Origin of the sequence: Ureibacillus sp. FSL W7-1570, from assembly GCF_038593265.1 — a bacterium.
GTDB classification, from domain to species: Bacteria; Bacillota; Bacilli; order Bacillales_A; family Planococcaceae; genus Ureibacillus; species Ureibacillus suwonensis.
This window is the reverse complement of the sequence record NZ_CP151979.1, coordinates 930,871-955,046: the sequence shown is the minus strand read 5'-3', so window position 1 is coordinate 955,046 and position 24,176 is coordinate 930,871. Positions and strand designations below refer to the sequence as shown.

Genomic DNA, 24,176 nt, shown 5'->3' with positions numbered 1-24,176 from the left:
TGTGTTCGGAGGGAGGGATAAGAGATGACAAAAACTGTCGTAAGAAAAAACGAAACACTTGAAGATGCTCTTCGTCGCTTCAAACGAAATGTATCAAAAAGCGGTACAATTCAAGAAATCAGAAAACGCGAATTTTATGAAAAACCAAGTGTAAGACGTAAGAAAAAATCTGAAGCTGCTCGTAAACGTAAGTGGTCATAATTTAATTTCATATGCCCTTCGTTCGTAACACGCGTAAGATACACTTCATATTAAATTAAAACCCTAGTATTTGCTTAGACGAATACTAGGGTTTTATTTTTTTAAAATATTTTGCCAGTAAAGCCTAATTGAAGGAGTTTTATAAAAAGACATGGGAAATTCGATTTGAAAGAGGAAACCCGTATATTTTTCATGTACAATATAAGTAAGATTGAAATTGAAAATTTTGAAACTTCTGCCCCGATTGGTACGTATATGAACTAACAAGCAATTTTATTACGGAAGGAGGGAAAAAATGAATAAGCCAGGAAATTTCCGATGGATCGTCGTTTTGGCGGCATTGTTGTTTTTCATATTGCCGAATACTGCTTTTGCCAAAGAAAAAGTTTACCACATTCCAATCGATAATGAGGTGGAAAAAGGGTTATACCAATTTTTAAAACGATCTTTCAATGAAGCGGTGGAAAATAAAGCGAGTGCAATCATATTGGAAATACATACCCCTGGGGGTTATGTCGACGTTGCCTATGATATCGGAAAATTGATGGATGAAACACCCGCGAAGTTCATAGCATTTATCAATTCCAAAGCCCATTCGGCAGGCGCCTATATCGCCCTTCATTCGGATGAAATTTACATGACGCCCGGTGCAACGATGGGTGCTGCGCAAATCATCGATATGAACGGGAATGCGGCAAGTGAAAAAGCGAATAGCGCCTGGATTAAAAATATGCAAGCTGCAGCGGAATCGACCAATCGGGATCCCAAATATGCCCGGGCGATGGCGGATGCAAGTGTTGATTTGCCTGAAATGAATAGTCCGAAAGGGAAATTGTTAACATTAACAGCAGAAGAGGCATATAAAGTGGGCTATTCCAATGGCACAGTGGACAATTTGGAAGAGTTGATGTCGAAAACGGGCCTAGATGATCGTGAATTGATTACAATTCATGAATCCTTTGCGGAGAAACTCGCCAGATTTTTGACCAATCCAATCGTCGTTACATTGTTGTTGACAGCCGCTTCTTTGGGCTTAGTCATTGAACTGTTTTCACCCGGATTTGGAGCACCGGGCGTGATCGGTATCATATCATTGATTCTATTTTTCTTCGGTCACTTGGTGGCCGGTTTTGCAGGGATTGAAACGATTGTCTTATTTATTATTGGTTTTGCCCTTTTGATCGCTGAACTGTTTGTTCCTGGAGGAATTTTGGGCCTCTTGGGTGGTGCTGTCATGATTATCAGCTTGTTATTTGCCGGCAAAAGCGTCGTTTACATGGCTTATTCAATTATTATCGCATTGGCAATTGCCATAATAGGAATGGTGGTTTTAGTGAAATTTTTCGGAAAGAATTTACATCTGTTCAGCAAACTGGTGCTGAAAGATGCTACCACAACAGAGGAAGGATATGTATCCAACGTCAACCGCATCGATTTAATTGGAAAAGAAGGGATCACTGTCACTCCATTGCGTCCTGCGGGAACGGTTTTGATTGATGAAGAAAGAATCGATGTCGTTTCCGAAGGCAGTTACATCGATGTCCATACAAAAGTGAAAGTGGTTGAAGTGGAAGGATCGCGTATCGTTGTAAGAGAAGTAAAAGAGAAAGAAGGGGAAAAAGTATGATGTTTGTAGATGGATTATTTGTGACATCCGTTATTGCTATCGTATTGGCCATCATTGTTTTAGCGGTTTTCTTTACGTTTGTTCCGGTGGGATTGTGGATCAGCGCATTGGCTGCCGGTGTGAGAGTCAGCATTTTAACGCTGATCGGAATGCGCTTACGCCGTGTAATTCCTGGAAGAATCGTGAATCCGTTGATTAAAGCGCACAAAGCGGGTTTGGATGTGACGATCAATCAGTTGGAATCCCATTACTTGGCCGGAGGGAATGTGGACCGGGTTGTTAACGCTTTAATTGCGGCGCATCGGGCGAATATTGAATTGTCGTTTGAGCGGGCTGCCGCCATTGACCTTGCTGGACGGGACGTATTGGAAGCGGTTCAAATGTCCGTTAATCCGAAAGTCATTGAAACGCCGTTTATTGCCGGTGTCGCCCTCAACGGGATTGAAGTGAAGGCGAAGGCAAGAATTACGGTACGTGCCAATTTGGACCGTTTAGTCGGTGGTGCCGGTGAGGACACTGTAATTGCGCGTGTAGGTGAAGGTATCGTTTCTACTATCGGTTCAAGTGAATCCCATTCGAAAGTTTTGGAAAATCCTGACATGATTTCGCAAACAGTGTTGAAAAAAGGATTGGACGCGGGTACAGCCTTTGAAATTTTATCCATCGATATCGCCGATGTGGATATCGGCAAAAACATCGGTGCCGAACTTCAAATCGAGCAGGCGCAAGCGGACAAAAACATCGCCCAGGCGAAAGCGGAAGAACGCCGTGCGATGGCCGTTGCGAAAGAACAGGAAATGGTTGCGAGAACACAGGAAATGAAAGCGAAAGTGGTGGAAGCCGAAGCGCAAATTCCGCTTGCGATGGCAGAAGCATTGCGTTCCGGAAATTTAGGCATTATGGATTATATGAATTACAAAAATATTCAAGCGGATACAGCCATGAGAGACTCCATTGCGAACGCGACGAAAACGCAGCAGGAAGAATAGCATAAACTCCTTCGGAAAGGAGTGTTTTCATTGGAGAGTTTATTATTCTTCATTATACTGGGGCTGATCGGTTCGTATTTGAGCAGCAAGTCAAAGGGGCGGCAAGATCAATCGACGCCGCCAGTGTTAAAGCAGCCGGAAAAACGGCCAAAAGTTGAAATAAAAACTTTGGATGAATTTGCAAAGGAAATTTATCAACAATTAACGGAAGAAAAGAAAACGGAATACCAAAAAGAAACGTTGCCGAAAGTGGAAATCAAGACGGAGCAACCGAAAGTTGAGCCAGTCCAAACAAACCAGCGAACATTCAAAAAAGAACAACCGGCCAAAAAACCTGTCGTGGCCAAACAAAATATTCCTTCCCGTCAAAAAGGCACTGTCCCATCATTCTTAACTTCCAAAGAGGGAATCGTAAACGCCATCATCGCACAGGAAATCCTGGGGCCGCCAAAAGCGAAAAAACGTTAAAAAAATCATGTCCTCCCTTTTCTCCGCATATACTTGCGGAAAGGGAGGGCAGTTTTTTTTGAAAAAATTATTCCAGACCGAGCCCATTATTGAAATGATGAATTGCAGCCAAATTCGGATGATTGGAAGCTACAAATTTATCGAAGCATCACCGGAGCATTGCAGATTTTATTATGAAGGCTTCCTTGTAACGATTGAGGCTGCCTCAGTACATATCAATGTGCTACGGGAAGAGGAAATTTTGGTGCATGTTGATGAGTTGAAATATTTTGAAATGAAACGACAGGTGAAGGAAAGATGAAATTATACGATCGTCGCCCTGTAGAAATCCGTATGTCACGCAATGAAAAAGTGCATGAATTTATTCGCCGTCTGCAGCAAAACCGGGTAAAAATTCGGGAACTGGAGTATTTGGAAGATGAGGTCAAATTTGAAATTTCCAAAAAAGATGTGTCTACTGTCCGAAAGTTGCGGAAAAAATATCGTTTGAAAGTGTCAATCCGTTATTTGCAAGAGTCCAGGATCTTCCAGAATACCGGTTGGACAATGTTCGGGCTTGCGCTCTTAGTAATCATCCCAATCCTCTGTTCACAATTCATCTGGAAAGTGGAAGTGGAAGCGGAAACGCCTGAACTCGCTGTAAAAGTCGAAAAAGTCCTGGATGAAAAAATAAAATTGAATCGCCCGTTATTGAAACGGAATCTTGTTTCAGATTTTGAAATCAGACAAATCATCATGGAACAAATCCGGGATCTTTCATGGGTCCATATCATCAAAAAAGGCAGCAGCATCACGATTGTTCCGCAACTTGCCCCAATTACGGAAGTGAAAGAAAATAAACCGGACCGGCTTTACCATTTGGTCGCTGCAAAAAGCGGCGTCATCACCCACTTTGATATTACAAGCGGCGAACGCCGTGTCATGCCGAATACGACGGTATATAAAGGAGATGTTCTTGTCTCCGGGGTTATTCAGGTAGGGGAAGACGAATACCTTGCCGTAGGCGCAAAGGGAGAAGTATACGCCGATTATTGGCTTGAAACGAATTTTGAAATTCCACGCAAAGTGCAATATATTTCCGCCACGGAAAGAAAGTGGACGATTGAATGGAAGAATAAAGAAGAAAAGGAGAAGGAACAATCGTTACAAAAAGTCAATTTGCCAAGGTGGATTTCAAATTATATCGAAGTCAAAAAAACACAAAGTTATACCACAACTGTTCGAGAACTTTCCGAGGAACAAATCGACTCATTTATCTTGCCTCTATTGCACGAAAAAATTTTACGCTCGCTTCCTCCAAAAACGATCATCAAGAAAGAAAATATTTTGCACGTTACCTTCGATGATGATAAAGTAAAAGGGAAAGTCCTATTTTTGGTAAACGAAAATATTGCGAAAGAATATCCTATTGACCAAGGAGATTAGATATGACGGAAGAATTGACAGAGTTACAAGTGGAAAACCCGAATGAAGCAGTCATGCTTCTCGGGATGGGAGATAAAAATTTAAAGTTGATTGAGGAAACGTTCAACTGTCACATCATTACCCGCGGCGAAACCATCCAAATTGCCGGAGAAGATGAACAAAAAAAACAAGTGACCATATTATTGAAAGAACTGCTAAAGGTCATTCGCAAAGGCATCAATATCGATTTAAGGGACGTTGCCAGCGCGATTGAAATGTTGAATGAAGGAACCATCGAATATTTTTCGGAATTGTACGATGTTGAAATAGCAAAAACCCACACGGGCAAACCGATTCGGGCAAAAACGATTGGCCAGCGGGAATACATAAAGGCCATTCGTTCAAAGGATTTAGTTTTCGCAATCGGCCCGGCGGGTACAGGAAAAACGTATTTGGCTGTCGTCATGGCGACGCAGGCATTAAAAAATGGACATGTCAAACGGATCATTTTAACCCGGCCAGCTGTTGAAGCCGGAGAATCCCTCGGTTTTTTGCCCGGTGATTTGAAGGAGAAAGTGGATCCGTATCTCAGACCTTTATATGATGCATTGCACGATATTTATGGAACAGAACATACCCAACGCCTCATCGAACGGGGAACAATCGAAATCGCACCCCTCGCCTATATGAGGGGCCGGACATTGGATGATGCCTTTGTCATTTTGGATGAAGCGCAGAACACGACGCACATGCAAATGAAAATGTTTTTAACCCGTTTAGGTTTCGGTTCCAAAATGGTCATTACAGGAGACAAATCCCAAATCGATTTACCAAAAAAGGTGGAGTCCGGATTAATTATTGCGGAACGTGTATTGAAAAATGTGAAAGACATCCATTTTACGTATTTGGAAGCGGGAGACGTTGTAAGGCATCCCCTTGTGGCAAAAATTATTCAAGCCTATCACGATCAAGAACTGTAAAAATGTGTACGATCCACCGTACACATTTTTATTTTTAAGAATTGATGATATCAATGAAAAACTCCCGAGAAATTGTTAAACTATGTATATACAGAATTTGGGGGTGCGAAATGGATAAGCACTTGAAGCGATTATTGGATATGTTCGGCTTTAGGGTATTATTGGTGGTGGTTTTGTCCATTACCGGGGTAATACAATTTTTTATGATGCTGGGCAATGTACTTGGAGATACATATGATGTACAAGCTTTTCAATTGGCGCCGGAAACGATCCGGGCCGTAAAAACCGTGGAAGATACGGAAAAAACGGAGCAGGAGCGGCTGGAAGCGGAAGAAGCCGTCGAACCTGTTTACGTTTTTGATGAAGAGATTGCCGATCATCGGGTTGCCCTGCTGGATACGATTTTTGATATTACGTTGGATGTAAGAAAAGAGATTTCAAACAGCAGTGCAACTTTATCAAAAGAAGAAAAGATTCAAAAATTGAAGGACAAATTAAAAGAAATCACCGAAAGCCAAACTTCCCTGCAATTGACGGACAATGATTTATGGACGTTATTGACGGCGAATGAAAAAGATTTGATTCAAACCTATAATGCTTTAATCCGGTTGGTGACCAATGTTTTATCCAACCCGATACGCAAGGAGAATGTGACGGCTGTCCGCAACGAGCTGGAAACAAAAATCCGTGGGGATGAAGAAATCAGCGAAGCATTGGTTTCCCCTTCCGTCGCTCTTGGTAAAACGGCTGTCGTCGAAACGGAAACGCTGGATGAAGAAAAAACGGAAGAGCTGAAACAGCAGGCCCGGAATTCCGTAGAGCCTGTCCGTATATTGCAAGGCCAGATCATCGTTCAAGAAGGGGAACTCATTGACCGGGAGAAATACCGTCAGCTGGAACTGTTGGGAATGACGAACAATAAAGCTTCCATCAAACCGGTGTTGGGGCTGGCCATTTTAGTATTATTGCAAATGACTTTCCTGTTTTTTTTATTTGATAAACTCAACATGGATGTGCAAAAAAAGCGGAAACAGTTGGTCGTTACGCTGATCATCTATCTCATTTCGATCGCATTGATGGAGCTCATCAATTTATTGGACAACTTTGAAGTGCAGATCGGCTTCATTTTTCCATCCGCACTGGCAACGATGCTGATCAGTTTCCTTGCTTCCAATCAAGTGGCAAGTCTGGTGACAGTGCTGGTGGCGGCATCGGCAGGGGTGATTTTCCAGGAAGGATACTCTGCCGTGATGCAAATGGAAATTGCGCTGTATATTTTGCTCGGAGGTTTCTCTTGCATTTATTTCATGAAATCCATTGAAAACCGTTCCGATATTCTAAAGGGTTGCGGTGTGGTTGTCATTGTAAACCTGATTTTCATTGCCATCTATTTATTGATGTCCCAATCCTATTATGAACCGTCGGAATTGTTGTTTTACGGGATTTCCGCCATTGTTTCGGGCATGTTGTCCGGCGCTTTGACAATGGGGCTGTTGCCATTTTTTGAATCAGCCTTTGGAATTTTGTCGACAATGAAATTGATCGAATTATCGAATCCCAACCATCCGCTATTGAAAAAAATCTTGACGGAAACGCCGGGGACTTATCATCACAGCATCATGGTGGCCAATATGGCGGAGGCCGCTTGCGAAGCGATTGGTGCGGACGGTTTGCTTGCGCGTGTCGGAAGCTATTATCATGATATCGGGAAAACGAGACGGCCGGCATTCTTTGTGGAGAACCAAATGTCCGGAATCAATCCCCATGATTCGTTGCCACCGGAAAGAAGCGCGGAAATTATTATCGCCCATACAACCGATGGGGCGGAAATTCTGCAAAAACATAAAATGCCGCAAGAATTTATCGATATTGCCCTTCAACATCATGGGACAAGTTCGTTAAAATATTTCTTGCATAAGGCAAAGGAACAAGGGGAATTAAAAGATCCATCCATTTTCCGCTATCCGGGGCCGAAACCGCAGACGAAGGAAATCGCGGTCATCAGCATTGCCGATAGCGTGGAAGCGGCCGCTCGTTCGATGAAAGAACCGAATGCGGAAAAATTGCGGAATCTGGTGCAATCGATCATTAAAGAACGGTTGGAAGAAGATCAATTTGATGAATGCGATATCTCCATCAGGGAATTAAAAGTGATTGAAAAAGTGCTTTGTGAAACGTTGAATGGCACGTTCCATTCTCGAATCGAATATCCGAAAGACGGGAAAAAATAGAGGTTTGGCAGTTGATGTCTGCTGCGGGAGGATGTTTTCATCGGCCCGTCTCGAGCTACATGGAACCCCCTTCACCGTTTCATGGGGGCTCGGGTTACGGGCTGGCTGTTCCCGTCGGAGCCGACGCCTTCCGTTCAAAAGGGCAAATGAACAAATTATTTCTAATAAGCTATAATTGTTAAACACAAAATATTTTATATTGGATAACATTAGGAGGAACTATGACGTTAACAATCGATTTTCTGGATGAGACAAACGAATTGAGCGATGAACATATTGAACTTGTTGAAAATCTGCTGCAGCATGCGGCGAAACTGGAAAATGTCAGAGAGGCGGAAGTTTCCGTCACTTTCGTAACGAATGAAAAAATTCACGAAATCAACCGGGAATATCGGCATATCGACCGCCCGACGGATGTCATTTCCTTTGCCCTTGAAGAAATGGGGGATGGGGAAATCGAAATCATCGGCGATATGCCCCGGGTGCTTGGGGACATCATCATTTCGGTTGAACGTACGAGAGAACAAGCGGAAGAATACGGCCACTCTTTTGAACGAGAGCTTGGATTCCTGGCTGTACATGGCTTTTTGCATTTATTAGGTTATGATCATATGACGGAAGAAGATGAAAAAGTGATGTTTTCAAGACAAGAGGAGATTCTTTCATCATTCGGTTTAGGCCGTGATTTGCATGCGTAATTTTTTCCGTTCTTTCCGGTTTGCCTTTGAAGGCATCTATTTGGCAACGAAAGAACGGAACATGCGCATTCATTTGACCTGTGCATTGATCGCGATCATTGCCGGGTTGCTCTCAAAATTAAGCGCTACGGAATGGCTTGTATTAATCATTACCATTGCCCTTGTCATCGGGATGGAAATGGTGAATACAGCCATTGAAAATGTAGTGGATTTAGTTTCGCCGGAATATCATCCGTTGGCAAAGGCAGCCAAAGACGTGGCGGCAGGAGCCGTGCTCGTTTTTGCCATTGCCAGCATTTGCATTGGCATGATTATTTTTCTTCCAAAATGGTTTTAACGTAAGAGAGGTGGCGTTCCGATACATATGGATGCAAACAAGCTGTTAGAAGAAGCGAAAGTCGCCCGTGAAAAGGCGTATGCCCCTTATTCCAAATTTTCTGTGGGAGCGGCGTTGCTGACAAAAAGCGGTAAAGTTTTTCACGGCTGCAATATTGAAAATGCCAGTTTTGGCTTGACCAATTGTGCTGAAAGAACGGCTTTGTTCAAAGCGGTTTCTGAAGGGGAAACGGAATTTCAAGCCCTGCTGGTGGTGGCGGATACGAAAAATCCCGTTGCGCCATGTGGGGCTTGCAGACAGGTGATCGCGGAATTTTGTCCGCCGGAAATGCCCGTCTATTTGGCAAATATCTATGGGGATATCAAACAAACGACGGTGGAACAATTATTACCAAGTTCTTTTACATCGGAGGATATGAAAAATGCAGGAAAATAAAGCATTCAAATCAGGTTTCATTTCCATCATTGGCAGACCGAATGTTGGAAAGTCCACTTTTTTAAATCATGTGATTGGCCAAAAAATCGCCATAATGTCAGATAAACCTCAAACAACGCGCAATAAAATCCAAGGCGTGTTGACAAGGGAACACAGCCAAATGATTTTTATCGACACGCCGGGGATCCATAAACCAAAACATAAACTGGGCGAATTCATGGTAAAAGTATCTAAAAATACATTGCGCGAAGTGGATTTGATTTTGTTTATGGTCAATGCGGAAGAAAAGATCGGAAAAGGCGACGAATTTATCATGGAAATGTTGCGCGATACGGATACACCGGTGTTTTTGGTCGTGAACAAAATCGACAAAGTGCATCCGGATGAATTATTGAAAATCATCGACGACTACCGCCAGCAAATGGATTTTGCAGAAGTTATCCCAATTTCCGCATTGGAAGGGAATAATGTGGAACGGTTGCTCGAAACGATTGAAAAATATTTGCCGGAGGGGCCGCAATATTATCCAAGCGACCAAATTACCGATCATCCGGAACGGTTCATCATTTCCGAGCTGATCCGTGAAAAAGTGTTGCATTTGACGCGGGAAGAAGTGCCCCATTCCGTGGCGGTGGTCATCGATCAAATCCGCCGGGATGAAAAAAATGAAAACCTGATCCATGTCATGGCTACGATTATGGTGGAACGGGATTCGCAGAAGGGCATCATTATCGGTAAAGGCGGGAAATTATTGAAAGAAATCGGCACTTTGGCGAGAAGAGATATCGAAATGCTCCTCGGGTCAAAAGTGTATTTGGAATTATGGGTCAAAGTTCAGAAAGACTGGCGCAATAAAATCACGTATTTGAGAGACTTCGGATATCGGGAAGATGAATATTAATCGCAAGGGACAAAGGGCGGGTCTTGTTGGATAAAAGACACGCTCTTTGTTACCGTTTTCTATTTTTTTGTTTCGGCTTTCGATCAGCCTCTGACCAAAAGGGATGTGCAAAGAATGTTACATAAATTGGAAGGCATTGTATTAAAAACGAGAGATTATGGAGAATCGAATAAAATCGTCACCTTGATGACAAAAGAGGCGGGGAAAATCGGAGTGATGGCAAGGGGAGCAAAGAAACCGAGAAGCCGGTTGGCCGCCATTTCCCAAACTTTTATGCACGGCATTTTTATTGTTCAAAGAACTTCCGGCTTGGGCACTTTGCAGCAAGGGGAACTGATCAATTCAATGCGCCACATTCAGACGGATATTGTAAGGGCTGCTTATGCCAGTTACATCGTGGAATTGGTGGACCGGTTGATGGAAGAGGGGAGCCCGCAACCTTTTGCTTTTGAAGTTTTGAAGCAAGCATTATATGCCATTGATGAGGAATACGATCCGGAGGCGATTGCATTATTTGTTGACTGGAAGCTGCTTCCCTACGCAGGCGTAAGGCCGGTTTTGCATCAATGCGCATCGTGCGGCGCCGTCGAAGGGGAGTTTGCCTTTTCCTTTTCCCAGGGCGGTTTTCTTTGCCATCGTTGCTTCCATGTGGATCAATACATCATTCGACTCAATCCGACCCAGGTCAAATTGATCCGCATGTTCGCAAATGTGCCGATTGAAAAAATCGGAAAGTTGGAGTTGAAGCGTGAAACGAAGCGGTTTATTAAAATGATTGTGACCACCATTTATGAAGAACAGACGGGGATGCGCTTGAAATCCCGTTCGTTTATTGATCAGCTGGAGAAATCGGAATCGTTGCTGTCGCTCCAAAAAAACGATGAACACGAAAAAGGCGTCGAATCATGACGCCTTTTTGATTTATTTCAGCTCAGCCAAAATCGGGATTAAATCTTCTTTGAAAGCTTGCCAAAATTTTTCTTCCAGCTCTGGCAATAAGTTATCTTTATTTTGATATTCCATAAATAGTTTTTCAATTTTATCATCCACCAGCCTCAGGCGGTGGTTGACGTTTTCCCGTTCCTCCTCGATATGGAGCAGAATATAACTGTCCATCAGCCGTTGAAGCTGATGGCCTTTTTTTAATGCAATTTCATAGGCTTCTTGATGGAAAAGGCCGACCGCTGTGGACAAGTCGATCCGCTTCCGATGATATTCGGCTGCCTGGGCATATTGTTGAATTTTTATATTCGCGTGATATAGTAAATGGCTCATACTATTAATCGACGGAACTTCCCTTTTGAAAACTGTTGCCACCATCTCCCGCAATTGGCCGAAACAGTCCCCCGTTTCGGATATTTCCACTTTTTTTGAAGGTATTAATTGATGAAACAGCATGTTGACTCCCCCTAATGCAAACAGCGCTTTTTCTCATTATACAAAAGAAGGAAAAAATAAACACTATAAATTCAAATAATTCTGATAGTTTGGTAAATTCAACAAAAGGGAGCTGCATTCATTGCACACGTTGCAAGCAAGGGGGAAGTCTCCATAGAAGCTGGCAAAGAGTCGGGATTGGCCCAGCCATTCACTTTTCAATAACAAAAAGAGCAAATGGAAAAGGCATCGCCTCTCCATTTGCTCTAAAGTTTACAACCCTATTTATTCATTAAAATTGCAAGTATTTTTCAATATAAGCTTTCACTTCCGCAATCGGGATGCGCACTTGTTCCATTGTATCGCGGTGGCGAACCGTCACTTGGCCGTCTTCTTTTGAATCAAAGTCGTAAGTGATGCAGAATGGTGTACCGATTTCATCCTGACGGCGATAGCGTTTACCGATGGATTGGGATTCATCATAATCCACTGGGAAGTACTTGCGCAATTCGTTCCAAACTTCAGTTGCTTCTTCTGACAATTTTTTGGATAGTGGAAGAACAGCCGCTTTAAATGGCGCAATGACCGGATGGAATCGGAGGACTGTTCGTTTGTCGCCATCTTCCAGTTCCTCTTCATCATAAGCGTCGCATAGGAACGCCAATGTGACGCGGTCTGCCCCTACGGATGGTTCGATGCAGTATGGTACATAACGCTCATTTGTAACAGGGTCCACATATGTGAAATCTTCGCCGGAATATTGCATATGCTGTTTTAAGTCGTAATCGGTACGGTCGGCAATACCCCAAAGTTCGCCCCAGCCGAATGGGAATTTGTATTCAATATCCGTTGTGGCTGCTGAATAGTGGGACAATTCTTCTTTTGAATGGTCGCGAAGGCGGATATTTGCTTCGGTCATTCCCAAACTCAAGAGCCAGTTTTTGCAGAATTCTTTCCAATAATTTTGCCATTCCAAATCTTCGCCTGGTTTACAGAAGAACTCCAATTCCATTTGTTCGAATTCACGGGTACGGAATGTGAAGTTCCCCGGTGTGATTTCGTTACGGAATGATTTACCGATTTGCGCGATACCGAAAGGAATTTTTTTGCGCATGGAACGTTGTACGTTTTTGAAGTTGACGAAAATCCCTTGTGCTGTTTCAGGGCGCAAATAAATTTCGTTGGCGGAACTTTCCGTTACCCCTTGGAACGTTTTAAACATCAAGTTGAATTGGCGGATTTCTGTAAAATCTTGCGCACCGCAATCCGGGCAATGCACATCATATTGCTTCATAATTTCTTCCATTTTGTCGAAAGATAAACCGTCCACCACAATTTCATCGCCTTTTTCGAGAGCGGCCGCTTCGATTAATTTATCCGCTCTGTGTCTCGCTTTACATTGCTTACAGTCGATCATCGGGTCATTGAAATTGCCCACGTGGCCGGAAGCTTCCCAAGTGCGTGGGTTCATGAGGATTGCGGCATCAAGCCCCACGTTATAAGGTGATTCTTGTACGAATTTCTGCCACCATGCTTTTTTAATATTGTTTTTCAGTTCCACACCAAGCGGACCGTAATCCCACGTATTGGCAAGACCTCCGTATATTTCGGAACCCGGAAATACAAATCCGCGATGTTTTGCTAAACTTACAATAGTTTCCATTGATTGAACAGCCATTTTTGTTCCTCCTAATTGTTTATATTTTTTTCATTGATAATAAATAGAAAAGCACTCGCCTCCGGGCAATACGCCCGGGGACGAGTGCTTGATTCCAACGTTACACCCGCGGTTCCACCCCGATTGATTGTATTCTTGAAGAAGAAATACAACCCTCTTTTTTGGAACATGGCTCCAGGATGCCGTTTCTCTTTTCGTGTAGGCTTTCACCATCCCTACTCGCTGTTGGTTGAAAAGATACTTATAGTCCTGTCATCGCCTTCGATATATTAATATAGTATTTTGACCATTCAGTTGTGACATTATTTTATCATGTAGGACTTTTCTTAGCAATTATTAAAAAAATAGTATATAATATTTGAGTAAAAGTATAACACTAATTGAGGCGGTGAGTCCAATAGAACTCAATCAACGTCAAGATAAAATTCTCCAAATCGTGAAAGAAAAAGGTCCAATCACCGGGGAAAAAATAGCTGAACAATTGAATTTAACCCGCGCAACCCTGCGGCCGGATTTGGCGATTTTAACGATGGCAGGGTTTTTAGATGCCAGACCCAGAGTCGGCTATATATATTCAGGAAAGAAAACGCTGGCCTCTGTTACAGAGTCCATGATGAATCTGAAAGTGAAAGACTTTCAATCAATGCCGGTTGTCGTTTCCGAGAATATGACCGCTTATGATGCCATTTGCCAAATGTTCCTGGAAGATGTCGGCACATTATTTGTGGTGGATGAAAAATCCCGCTTGCAAGGGGTTCTTTCAAGAAAAGATTTGCTTCGTACAAGCATCGGGACACAGGCGATTACAAAAATCCCTGTTCATATTATTATGACCAGAATGCCGAATATTGTTTATTGCCACAAAAATGATTCCCTTGTGCATGCGGCGAAAAAACTGATCGATCGGCAAGTGGATTCGTTGCCGGTTGTGGAAGAAAGGGAAGACGGGCTGGAAATTGTCGGCCGGTTGACAAAGACGAATATCACAAAAGCTTTTATTTCCTTGGCAGAAACGAATGATTTGTAAGAGGTGCGAATTTGAAAAACTTAAAAATTTTTGTCGTATCTGATTCTGTTGGAGAAACGGGCGAACAAGTGGTAAAAGCGGCTGCCACCCAATTTCGGCCGAATTTTGACGGCGTAATCATCCGAAGATTTCCGCACATATCAAGCGACGATCATATCAGAAACATTGTCGAAATCGCGGTGATGCAAAATGCAATCATCGCTTTTACGCTTGTGGAAAAGCAAAAACGCCAATTGATGCTTGAATTGTGCCGTCAATTGAATATTGATTGCATCGATTTATTGGGACCTATCATCGAATTGTTTGGTAAAAGGCTCCAGGAATCGCCGCGGGAAGAACCCGGCCTTGTTCATAAATTGGATGAGGACTATTTCCAAAAAGTTGAAGCCATCGAATTTGCCGTAAAATATGATGATGGACGTGATCCAAGGGGAATCTTATTGAGCGATGTCGTATTAATCGGTATTTCGAGAACATCCAAAACCCCGTTGTCCCAATATTTGGCCCATAAACGGTATAAAGTGGCCAACGTGCCAATCGTCCCTGAAGTCGAACCGCCGGAAGAATTGTTCCAAGTGGATCCAAGAAAATGTTTCGGTCTGGTGATTTCCCCCGAAAAACTGAATGTCATCCGGAAGCAGAGATTGATCGCATTGGGATTAAGCGATGATGCAATGTATGCAAGAAAAGACCGGATTGAAAAGGAAATCGCCTATTTTTATAAAGTGGTCGAAAAATTGGGCTGTGAAGTCATTGATGTTACCAATAAGGCGGTGGAAGAAACGGCCAATGACATCATTGAAAGATTGGAACGGTTAAAAAATAAGTGATACCTCCAATTTCCAGGGAGGTTTTTTTGCGTTTTTTTTAATTATGGTATAGAATTTTTTTGAAGAATGTTTTATAATGATAAAATTGGGGTAAAAATATTTCTAACAATTATTTTAAAAAAATTAACTTTTTGTGTCGTTTTTTAAAGGGATTTTTAATTTTTTATCGAATCTTGTTATTTAGCAACAAAGTTGGTGATGGGAATTGGTTAATAAAATCCCTGAAGAATTGATTGAAAAAATTCGGACAGAGTCGGATATAGTCGATGTCATCAGCGAATATATCCAGTTGACCAAAAGAGGCCGGAATTGGTTTGGGCTATGTCCATTCCATAACGAAAACACACCCTCTTTTTCTGTCTCCGAAGACAAACAAATATTCCATTGCTTTGGTTGTGGCGCAGGTGGAAATGTCATTACCTTTGTCATGGATATCGAAAATGTATCCTTTCCCGAAGCGGTATCGAAACTGGGAGAACGCATCGGCATACATATAGATATCCAGAACCAAAGTATGGACAACCGCATTCACCGTTATTCAAAAAAAGAAGAAAACATGCTGAATGCCCATCAATTTGTTGCTGAATACTACCATCATTTATTGTTGAACACAGAAGATGGTGAAAAAGCGTTAAATTATTTATTCAAAAGAGGATTTACGAGGGAAGATATCGAATCCAATGGTATAGGATATGCATTGCCAAATTGGGATTCGGTGGCGGTGCTTTTGCAGCGCAAAGGTTTTTCACCGGATGAAATGGTCGAGTGCGGACTCATTATCCAACGGGAAAACGACCATACTTATTTTGACCGGTTTCGGGACCGCATCATGTTTCCGATTCGCAACGAATTTGGAAAGGTGATCGGTTTTTCAGGCCGTATACTTGAGCCGAAAGAATCAGAAGCAAAATATTTAAATAGTCCCGAATCTCCAATTTTCCGAAAAAGCGAAGTTCTGTTCAATTTGGACAAGGCCAGAGCTTCGATTCGAAAAAAGCGCCAAGCAATATTGATGGAAGGATTTATGGATGTACTCGCTGCAAACAAGGCAGGTATTGACAATGCCGTGGCCACCATGGGCACTTCCTTGACGAAAGAGCATATCACAAGGCTGAAACGCTTAGTTCGAAACGTTGTTATCTGTTATGACGGTGATCATGCCGGATGGGAAGCTGCCAAACGTGCTTCGGAGTTGCTGTACAATGAGCAGATGGAGGTCGAAGTTGTCGTACTGCCTGACAAATTGGACCCGGATGAGTATATCCGGAAATTCGGTCCGGAATCCTTCGTTCAGATGATTGAAAGACCACATGCCTATATGTCTTTCATGATGATGTACGCACGTCGCAATAAAAATTTCCAATTTGAAAATGATGTATTGCAATATATTCAGGAAGTACTCGAACAGCTTGTCGGTAGAACATCACCTGTTGAACGTGATTTATATATAAAAGAATTGGCGAAAGAAACAAAGGTTTCAGAAGAAGCCATTTACGCACAATTCAGAAAATTAGATGCTGACTTCGCTAAAAATTATAAACGAGCGGAACAGAAAAATACAATAATAAATGGCCCAATTCAACCCAAAAATTTAAATGCGACGGAACGTGCAGAAAGATTGCTTTTGTCACATATGCTATTTGATATGGAAGTGGTAAACAACATATTGCGCAGTGAAGAACCACAACCTTTTGTACACGATGAATACATTGCGGCTTTTGTCCGTTTAATCGGCTTTTACGAAGAATATGGCGCTTCGGATTATCAACGTTTCTTGGAAATGCTGGATGATCCCGAACTCCGGAGAATTGTCATGGAAGCGGCGTTGATTGAACGCGATCCGGAGTTTAAAGAAGCTGAAATTCAAGATTCTTTAAAACAACTGAAAAAACATCGATTAAAGCTTGAGATAGAAAAACTCATGCATGATTCCCAGGAAGCCGAACGGATGCATGAGCATAAAAAAGCTTTGGAACTCTTGCAACGGATAATTGAACTGAAAAGAACTTTATCTGCGATTTGATTGACATTGGTTTTTTATAAGGAGGAAGGTTTATGGCGGACAATTTGTCAGAACGTTCAAGAGAGATTTTGGAAAAGAATTTGGAAGAGGCGAAAAAATTTCTTCGAGAAAAGGCAAAAAATGATGGAATTTCCATGGAGGAAATTTCTAAAAAACTGGAACCATTTGAATTGGAACCTGAAGAAATCTTTCACTTTGCAGAAGAACTGGAAAGCCAATATGATATTCGGGTGGAAGGTAAAGAAGAATTCGAAGAAGAAGCAATCGCTAAACAAGAAGAATTGGAAGAAGAATTTGATTTAAATGATTTAAGCGTTCCTCCTGGTGTGAAAATCAACGACCCTGTCAGAATGTATTTAAAAGAAATCGGACGTGTCGACTTATTAACTGCCGAAGAAGAAACGGAATTGGCAAAACGCATTGAGCAAGGTGACGAAGAGGCTCGCAAAAGACTTGCAGAAGCGAACTTGCGATTGGTGGTTTCCATTGCGAAACGTTATGTTGGCCGCGGAATGCTTTTCTTGGATTTGATTCAAGAAGGAAATATGGGATTAATCAAGGCGGTTGAAAAATTCGACCACCGCAAAGGATTTAAATTCTCCACCTATGCGACTTGGTGGATTCGTCAGGCAATTACACGCGCCATCGCAGATCAGGCGAGAACAATCCGAATCCCTGTTCACATGGTTGAAACCATCAATAAATTAGTTCGCGTTCAACGTCAATTATTGCAAGACTTGGGCCGCGAACCTACTCCGGAAGAAATCGCGGAAGAAATGGATTTAACGCCTGAAAAAGTCCGCGAAATCCTAAAAATTGCGCAAGAACCGGTTTCTTTGGAAACGCCGATCGGTGAAGAAGATGATTCCCATTTGGGCGATTTCATTGAAGATCATGACGCGCAATCACCGGCTGACCATGCAGCTTACGAATTATTGAAAGAGCAGCTCGAAGATGTATTGGATACATTGACAGATCGTGAAGAGAATGTCCTCCGTCTTCGCTTCGGTTTGGATGATGGCCGCACACGCACGCTTGAAGAAGTAGGTAAAGTGTTTGGCGTCACACGTGAAAGAATTCGTCAAATAGAGGCAAAAGCTTTAAGAAAATTGCGTCACCCATCCCGCAGCAAACGGTTGAAAGATTTCTTGGAGTAATCATTTTCATCAATTGCAGCCAAAGGTACCCTTATTGGGTGCCTTTTTATATGAAAACTTTTTTAAATTTTCATAGAGATTTATTACTTTCTATGGATGCCGGAATATAGAAAATAAGATAAAATATAGATAAATAATTTATCATTTCGGGGAAACTATATGGAAAATCCTAAGAAGCAAATCATTTTGAACGAAATCTTATTTTGGAAGCAAAATAAGCTGTTGCCGGAACAATATTGCGACTTTTTATTGAAGCTTTATACCGAAGGGGAAGATATCAAACAGCAGGAAGATGTCAGTTATAAAAAGTCGATCATCGAAAAGGAAAAGCGTAAAAAAAGGATCATCGCTTTGTTGTTGATTTTGTTAACGGTTGCCTTATTGGTGTTTCTTTTTCTCATGACCTCCTACTTTTTTGTTGCCGCATTGATTGCGGGATGTATAGCGATTCTATTTATCATCTATTCTTATCAATTTGCGAAAAAGCATGATTTGATCGCACCAATATTGCAAGTGGCGGCGGCCCTCCTGATTTTTGGGATTTCCGTCAAAGTGAGCCTGGTTTATTTTGAAAATAATAATATTGTATTATATTCATTATTGATCGCCAACTCTCTTATGTGGACCATCACGGGAATCCGTCTGAAGCTTTTGTATTTCAAGATTTCGGGTCTATTGGGATTGTTGATCATCATTGGTTATCAACTATTTTTCCTATAATTACAATAAAAAGAACGTTTTTCATTTTGTTTTGGTAATATAATTTTTGCGGAAACGGAAATAATAAAAATCCAACGTGTTATAGAGAAAAATGATAAATAAAATAAAAGGCAAAATTGTGAAAAATTGTCGAAATTGTTACAGTCCTTGTAAAACTTTCTGTTTAGGTCTTTTCGTTTTGTAAAATATGAAGTACAATAATGATTGTTGACTATATTCTATCATTTATAGCATTGATGAATTATAAGGAGGTTAAAGACACATGAAAAATAACCCGATTGTTCCTTATATCCTCATAATGGCATTGGGTATTGCACTTATCTTCTTCTTGTCTTTAGACGGTGTCGGAAAACAAAATGAAAATGCTGAAGAGGGGACAACTACGGAAGATAATGCTTCTGCAGACGATGGTGCAGCATTAGTTCAAACATGTATTGGATGCCACGGCCAAGACTTGAAAGGTGGCATGGGTCCTCAAATCGCTGGACTTGATGCGGATCGTATCGTGGACGTTCTTGAAAACGGTATCGAAGGAACTCCAATGACTCCAGGAATGAAAACTGGCGACGAAGCCAAAAAAATCGCCGAGTACATCAGTTCATTAGAATAATTACATAAATCCTTAGTTGCTAAAGTAGGCGACTAAGGGTTTATTTTTTTATATAATGAGAGTTATAAATTAACAAAAAAGGCGGGTACATCATGAATGCACAAAATCTTTCCAAACGACTCGAAACCGTTGCTTCCTTTGTACCGAAAGGAGCAACCGTGGCAGATATCGGCTCAGACCATGCCTATTTGCCGTGTTATTTGGTTCATAAAGGCATTGTACAGAAAGCGGTTGCGGGAGAAGTGGTGGATGGACCATACCAGTCCGCGCTGAAAAAAGTGAGAGAAGAAGGGATGGAAAATCAAATTACCGTAAGACTTGCCGATGGATTGGCAGCCATTGAAAGCGGTGATGGTGTGGATACGATCACGATTGCAGGAATGGGCGGATCGTTAATCGTTTCCATTTTGGAAAAGAATCCGGAAAAACTTGAATCCATCCAGCGCCTCATATTGCAACCGAACATTCATGCAAAATTGATCCGTCAATGGGCATTGGCGCATCAATGGAAAATCATTGATGAAGCCATTGTGGAAGAGGATGAAAAAATATATGAAATCCTCGTGCTTGAGCGGGGGCCAATGGAGTTGACGGAAGCGGAGATATTAATGGGGAAAGAATTGATTCGGGAGAAGTCGGACGTTTTCGTGAAAAAATGGACGAATGAAGTGCAACATATGAAAAAAGTGCTCCAATCGCTGGAAAAAGCCGACCAAACGCCCGAAATTCTTGCGAAACGGGAAGAATTGCTTCATCATGTTGCATTAGTGGAGGAGGTATTGAAACCATGAAAAAAGCGAACGGGAATGAGATTATTCAGCTTTTTGAAAGCTGGGCTCCTAAGAAATTGGCATGCATGGAAAATGACCCGATCGGCCTTGCAATCGGCACGTTAAACAAAGAAGTCACAAAAGTGCTGGTGACTCTTGATGTGAATGAAGCGGTGGCCGATGAAGCGATTGAAAAAGGATGCCAACTCATTATTGCCCACCATCCGCCCATCTTCAGAAAGTTGTCCAATTTGAGAACGGACACGCCCAGCGGCAAACTTTACGAAAAGCTGTTGAAAAACGATATTGCGGTATATGCCGCCCATACAAATCTGGATGTGGCGGAAGGCGGCGTCAACGATTTGCTTGCCGATGCTTTGGAACTGGAAAACCGCGGGATTTTAGAGAAAACGTATTCGGAACATTTAATGAAGTTGGCTGTATTTGTTCCGGAAGACCATGCGGATGAACTGCGCTATGTCCTTGCAAAAGCGGGTGCAGGGAAAATCGGCAATTATGATTCCTGCAGTTATTCCACGGACGGGAAGGGGCGTTTCCGTCCATTGGAGGGAGCCAATCCTTATATCGGGGACGTGGGCGAAATCGAAGTGACCGATGAAGAGAAAATCGAAGTGGTGTTTCCGGCATCCATGAAAAACCGGATTTTGAAAGCGATGTTAAACGCCCATCCATATGAGGAACCGGCTTATGACCTCTACACATTGGCGCAAGAAACGAATGAATACGGCATCGGGCGGATTGGCACGTTGAAGGAGCCGATGAGCTTAAGACAATTCGCCGAATATGTAAAAGAGCGATTGGATGTTCCGATGGTGCGCATCGTGGGCAATGAAAATGACACGGTTTCGAAAGTCGCGGTGCTTGGAGGCGACGGAAATAAATATATTCACATCGCCAAAAGAGCCGGTGCGGATGTGTTTGTCACAGGGGATATGTATTTCCATGTGGCACAAGACGCCCAAGCGATCGGCTTAAATATTGTCGACCCTGGCCATCATGTGGAAAAAGTGATGATCAAAGGGGTTAAAGAAAAAATGACCGCCCTTTGCAAAGAAGGGAAACTCGATGTGGAATTTATCGAATCGGAAGTAAATACAGAGCCGTTTATTTTTATTTAATGTGGGTAACAATGAAATATGTATGTCCAAACAATCCTCTTGGAGCGAATGAAGGAAGCGATGGTTTTCTTCATTTGCTCTTTTTTATTTTCGGAGAATCGCAAAACCAAAATTAATTTGATGCAAGGCGATAATCGCCAAAGTTTGAAAGATAATCGCCAATCGAGCGAGGATAATCGCCGAAAGGAGGGCATCATCGCCAATGAAGTAAAAAGCAAATGATCTCCCATGGAAGACAATCATAGGTGCTGTACCTTTCACTGACCGTTTGCATATGATAGCTTTTAGAAGACTTACGTCATTTGCATCAAACAGAAAGGAGATTTCCATGCGACCACATCATTTTCCTTACCAGATGCCGCCAGGAAGACCGAATCATTTCATACCAAGTCCGCCACAATTTGGCTATAGACCTGGACCATTTCCGCCACAAATGCCTCCTGGTTTCGCGCCGCCAAAAGGAACAGCAAGACTGGATTCGCTGCTGGAAACGGCCAACCGCTTTTTGGCGACTGCCCAAAGTTTCCAACCATATATCCAGCAAGCTGCTCCGATGCTCCGGAATTTGCCTGCATTATGGAAGCTGTACAAAGGGTTTCAAGGAATCCCGTCACAAGGCGGCCCAGGAATTGAACGGGGAAGAAATCAGCCACCATCCGGCCAATCGAACCAAAATGGAAGAAGCCAAAGACCATCCTATGAAACGAGACCATCCGTTCCGAAAATCTATCAACCGCCTTTCGATCATTTAGAATAGAAGCTTTGTATTCAGTGTCCAGCTCCGTTATAATAAAGCTATGTACCAACAAAAGGAGTTGACACGATGGAAGTCATTAAAATAAATCCTCGTGGCTATTGCTATGGCGTAGTGGACGCAATGGTCATTGCAAGAAACGCTTCATTGGATAAAACATTGCCACGACCAATCTACATTTTAGGAATGATTGTTCATAATAAACATGTGGTGGATGCCTTTGAAAAGGAAGGCATCATTACACTTGACGGCGAAAACCGGAAAGAAATCATCGAAAAAGTGGAGAAAGGGACAGTCATTTTCACTGCCCATGGGGTATCACCGGAAGTGCGGGAAATTGCGAAAAGAAAAGGACTTGTGGCCATCGATGCAACATGTCCTGACGTGACGGTGACCCATGATTTAATCCGGGAAAAAGTCAAAGAAGGTTATGATATCATATATATTGGAAAGAAAAACCATCCCGAGCCTGAAGGGGCCATCGGAGTCGCACCTGATCATGTTTATTTAGTGGAAAATAAAGAAGACATTGATAACTTGAATTTGCAGAACGATAAACTCCTTGTGACAAATCAAACAACGATGAGCCAATGGGATGTTAAACATTTGATGGATTACATCAAAGAAAAATATCCTCATGTCGAGGAACATAAAGAAATCTGCATGGCCACTCAAGTGCGGCAGGAAGCGGTCGCACAGCAGGCAAAAGAAGCGGATGTCGTCATCGTTGTCGGCGATCCCCGCTCCAACAATACTAACCGGTTAAAACAAGTGTCGGAAGAAATTGCGGGAACACCCGCATACCGAATCGCCGATCTATCCGAATTGAAAATCGAATGGTTAATGGATGCGGAGAAGGTGGCGGTGACGGCAGGAGCTTCCACACCAACGCCGATTGTCAAGGAAGTCATTGCATTTTTGGAGAAGTTCGACAAAAACGACCCATCGACCCATGAAATTAAACGCACAGTGACCCTTGATAAAATCCTTCCGAAAATCAAAGAGCCGAAACCGGTGAAGAAAATTCTGCCCGAAGAATAATGGGAGAAAATATAAAAGGATTTTATATATTAGCGGACTCTAATATATAAAATCCTTTATTTTTATGCTCAATTATCCTTCTGAATAAAGTATTGGTTGATGGGTCTTCCGATGCCGCCATAATGCACATCGACACTCACCATATTTTGCTTTTCCAAAAAATCCAGATACCGTCTTGCCGTGACTCTTGCCACCCCGATGGCTGCCGCCACATCATCGGCGGAGGCCCCATTTTCTGCTTCTTTCAGATAGTGGAGGACTTTATTGAGCGTTGAACGGTTGAACCCCTTCGGAAGTTCCTCGGGCAAATGGCCGCTCTTTGTTTCCCGGTTTTCCATGTTCCCATGGGGATGAATAAGGTTGTCCAACTCTTCCTGATTCAAAATCCGTGTTTCGGCACTGACATGTTTAAACTTTTTATAATTCAACAACGTTTGCTGCATCCGTTCGAAGGTGAAGGGTTTCATAATATAGTCGTACACGCCCAAGTGCAAAATTTGCTGAATGGTTTGCAAATCATTCGCCGCTGTGACGGCAATACAATCCACAGGCAAATTTTCCGACCGGATTTTTCTTAAAGTGGAGAGTCCGTCCTGTTCGGGCATGAATATATCCATGAATACCAAATCCGGTTTACATTCCAGGATTTTTTGAAAACCTTCGACGCCATTTTTGCACATGGCAATGACTTCAAAGTCTTCCACTTTTTCAATAAATTGCCGATTGACTTCCCTAACCATTGGATCGTCTTCGATCAATAACACTTTAATTGCCATGAA

27 protein-coding genes are annotated in these 24,176 nt (G+C 42.4%); 24 read left to right on the top strand and 3 right to left on the bottom strand.

Annotated elements, in window-relative coordinates; all coding sequences use genetic code 11:
* Nucleotides 1-24 precede the first annotated feature (24 nt).
* The 13 genes from rpsU (at nucleotide 25) to recO (ending at nucleotide 11,180) form a co-directional block, all read left to right on the top strand.
* Nucleotides 25-201, top strand: coding sequence for a 30S ribosomal protein S21 (rpsU, locus tag NST13_RS04670; RefSeq protein WP_342469198.1), 177 nt, complete (start codon nucleotides 25-27; stop codon nucleotides 199-201).
* A gap of 295 nt (nucleotides 202-496) precedes the next feature.
* Complete coding sequence (locus tag NST13_RS04665; RefSeq protein WP_342469199.1) at nucleotides 497-1,828, top strand: nodulation protein NfeD; 1,332 nt, start codon at nucleotides 497-499, stop codon at nucleotides 1,826-1,828.
* Nucleotides 1,828-2,817 carry a flotillin-like protein FloA gene (gene floA, locus NST13_RS04660; protein ID WP_342471285.1) on the top strand — a complete coding sequence of 330 codons (990 nt, stop codon included), beginning with the start codon at nucleotides 1,828-1,830 and terminating at the stop codon, nucleotides 2,815-2,817. The genes NST13_RS04665 and floA overlap by 1 nt, the downstream gene beginning before the upstream one ends.
* 30 nt (nucleotides 2,818-2,847) lie before the next feature.
* On the top strand, nucleotides 2,848-3,285 hold the full coding sequence (locus tag NST13_RS04655; RefSeq protein ID WP_342469200.1) for a hypothetical protein: 438 nt from the start codon (nucleotides 2,848-2,850) through the stop codon (nucleotides 3,283-3,285).
* A 58-nt stretch (nucleotides 3,286-3,343) separates the two neighbouring features.
* Entirely contained in the window at nucleotides 3,344-3,586 is a 243-nt protein-coding gene (locus tag NST13_RS04650; protein ID WP_342469201.1) for a hypothetical protein, read from the top strand.
* The gene (locus NST13_RS04645; RefSeq protein WP_342469202.1) at nucleotides 3,583-4,710 is read left to right on the top strand and encodes a sporulation protein YqfD; all 1,128 of its coding nucleotides are present in this window, start codon (nucleotides 3,583-3,585) and stop codon (nucleotides 4,708-4,710) included. Before NST13_RS04650 ends, NST13_RS04645 begins: the two co-directional genes overlap by 4 nt.
* A gap of 2 nt (nucleotides 4,711-4,712) precedes the next feature.
* Entirely contained in the window at nucleotides 4,713-5,669 is a 957-nt protein-coding gene (locus NST13_RS04640; protein ID WP_342469203.1) for a PhoH family protein, read from the top strand.
* A gap of 110 nt (nucleotides 5,670-5,779) precedes the next feature.
* Nucleotides 5,780-7,900 carry an HD family phosphohydrolase gene (locus NST13_RS04635; protein WP_342581536.1) on the top strand — a complete coding sequence of 707 codons (2,121 nt, stop codon included), beginning with the start codon at nucleotides 5,780-5,782 and terminating at the stop codon, nucleotides 7,898-7,900.
* A gap of 221 nt (nucleotides 7,901-8,121) precedes the next feature.
* Nucleotides 8,122-8,598, top strand: coding sequence for an rRNA maturation RNase YbeY (gene ybeY / locus NST13_RS04630; RefSeq protein ID WP_342581535.1), 477 nt, complete (start codon nucleotides 8,122-8,124; stop codon nucleotides 8,596-8,598).
* Complete coding sequence (locus tag NST13_RS04625) at nucleotides 8,585-8,935, top strand: diacylglycerol kinase family protein (RefSeq protein ID WP_342471286.1); 351 nt, start codon at nucleotides 8,585-8,587, stop codon at nucleotides 8,933-8,935. The genes ybeY and NST13_RS04625 overlap by 14 nt, the downstream gene beginning before the upstream one ends.
* A 27-nt stretch (nucleotides 8,936-8,962) precedes the next feature.
* A complete protein-coding gene (locus tag NST13_RS04620) occupies nucleotides 8,963-9,370 on the top strand; it encodes a cytidine deaminase (protein WP_342581534.1) in 408 nt (135 codons plus the stop codon).
* The gene (era, locus tag NST13_RS04615) at nucleotides 9,357-10,271 is read left to right on the top strand and encodes a GTPase Era (protein ID WP_342469209.1); all 915 of its coding nucleotides are present in this window, start codon (nucleotides 9,357-9,359) and stop codon (nucleotides 10,269-10,271) included. Before NST13_RS04620 ends, era begins: the two co-directional genes overlap by 14 nt.
* 114 nt (nucleotides 10,272-10,385) lie before the next feature.
* Complete coding sequence (recO, locus tag NST13_RS04610) at nucleotides 10,386-11,180, top strand: DNA repair protein RecO (RefSeq protein WP_342469210.1); 795 nt, start codon at nucleotides 10,386-10,388, stop codon at nucleotides 11,178-11,180.
* 12 nt (nucleotides 11,181-11,192) lie between these two features.
* On the opposite strand, the gene NST13_RS04605 is transcribed toward recO, so the two are convergent.
* Together NST13_RS04605 and NST13_RS04600 are read right to left on the bottom strand one after the other, a co-directional pair.
* Entirely contained in the window at nucleotides 11,193-11,669 is a 477-nt protein-coding gene (locus tag NST13_RS04605; RefSeq protein WP_342469211.1) for a hypothetical protein, read from the bottom strand.
* A 271-nt stretch (nucleotides 11,670-11,940) separates the two neighbouring features.
* On the bottom strand, nucleotides 11,941-13,326 hold the full coding sequence (locus tag NST13_RS04600; protein WP_342469212.1) for a glycine--tRNA ligase: 1,386 nt from the start codon (nucleotides 13,324-13,326) through the stop codon (nucleotides 11,941-11,943).
* A 388-nt stretch (nucleotides 13,327-13,714) separates the two neighbouring features.
* Here NST13_RS04600 and NST13_RS04595 point away from each other — a divergent pair, with 388 nt between their 5' ends.
* The 11 genes from NST13_RS04595 to NST13_RS04545 all read left to right on the top strand — a co-directional run bounded on the left by NST13_RS04595 (nucleotide 13,715) and on the right by NST13_RS04545 (nucleotide 23,397).
* Complete coding sequence (locus NST13_RS04595; protein ID WP_342471287.1) at nucleotides 13,715-14,353, top strand: helix-turn-helix transcriptional regulator; 639 nt, start codon at nucleotides 13,715-13,717, stop codon at nucleotides 14,351-14,353.
* An 11-nt stretch (nucleotides 14,354-14,364) separates the two neighbouring features.
* Nucleotides 14,365-15,183 (top strand): pyruvate, water dikinase regulatory protein, encoded by an 819-nt coding sequence (locus NST13_RS04590; RefSeq protein ID WP_342469213.1) that lies wholly within the window; start codon nucleotides 14,365-14,367, stop codon nucleotides 15,181-15,183.
* Between the two features lie 205 nt (nucleotides 15,184-15,388).
* Nucleotides 15,389-17,206, top strand: a complete 1,818-nt coding sequence (gene dnaG / locus NST13_RS04585) for a DNA primase (RefSeq protein ID WP_342581533.1) — start codon at nucleotides 15,389-15,391, stop codon at nucleotides 17,204-17,206.
* Between the two features lie 32 nt (nucleotides 17,207-17,238).
* Entirely contained in the window at nucleotides 17,239-18,363 is a 1,125-nt protein-coding gene (gene rpoD / locus NST13_RS04580) for an RNA polymerase sigma factor RpoD (protein ID WP_342469215.1), read from the top strand.
* Between the two features lie 159 nt (nucleotides 18,364-18,522).
* The gene (locus NST13_RS04575) at nucleotides 18,523-19,083 is read left to right on the top strand and encodes a hypothetical protein (RefSeq protein WP_342469216.1); all 561 of its coding nucleotides are present in this window, start codon (nucleotides 18,523-18,525) and stop codon (nucleotides 19,081-19,083) included.
* Nucleotides 19,084-19,345: 262 nt separating this feature from the next.
* Nucleotides 19,346-19,693 (top strand): cytochrome c, encoded by a 348-nt coding sequence (locus NST13_RS04570; protein WP_342469218.1) that lies wholly within the window; start codon nucleotides 19,346-19,348, stop codon nucleotides 19,691-19,693.
* A 92-nt stretch (nucleotides 19,694-19,785) separates the two neighbouring features.
* Nucleotides 19,786-20,484: a tRNA (adenine(22)-N(1))-methyltransferase TrmK gene (locus NST13_RS04565; protein WP_342469219.1), complete on the top strand. Its 699-nt coding sequence runs from the start codon at nucleotides 19,786-19,788 to the stop codon at nucleotides 20,482-20,484.
* The gene (locus NST13_RS04560) at nucleotides 20,481-21,602 is read left to right on the top strand and encodes a Nif3-like dinuclear metal center hexameric protein (protein ID WP_342581532.1); all 1,122 of its coding nucleotides are present in this window, start codon (nucleotides 20,481-20,483) and stop codon (nucleotides 21,600-21,602) included. The genes NST13_RS04565 and NST13_RS04560 overlap by 4 nt, the downstream gene beginning before the upstream one ends.
* Nucleotides 21,603-21,620: 18 nt before the next feature.
* A complete protein-coding gene (locus NST13_RS04555) occupies nucleotides 21,621-21,824 on the top strand; it encodes a hypothetical protein (protein ID WP_342581531.1) in 204 nt (67 codons plus the stop codon).
* Nucleotides 21,825-21,930: 106 nt separating this feature from the next.
* Nucleotides 21,931-22,359, top strand: coding sequence for a VrrA/YqfQ family protein (gene vrrA, locus NST13_RS04550; RefSeq protein ID WP_342581530.1), 429 nt, complete (start codon nucleotides 21,931-21,933; stop codon nucleotides 22,357-22,359).
* Between the two features lie 66 nt (nucleotides 22,360-22,425).
* Complete coding sequence (locus NST13_RS04545) at nucleotides 22,426-23,397, top strand: 4-hydroxy-3-methylbut-2-enyl diphosphate reductase (RefSeq protein ID WP_342469222.1); 972 nt, start codon at nucleotides 22,426-22,428, stop codon at nucleotides 23,395-23,397.
* A gap of 68 nt (nucleotides 23,398-23,465) precedes the next feature.
* Here the strand turns inward: NST13_RS04545 and NST13_RS04540 are convergent, their stop codons facing one another.
* Nucleotides 23,466-24,173, bottom strand: coding sequence for a response regulator (locus NST13_RS04540; protein ID WP_342469223.1), 708 nt, complete (start codon nucleotides 24,171-24,173; stop codon nucleotides 23,466-23,468).
* Nucleotides 24,174-24,176: the final 3 nt, after the last annotated feature.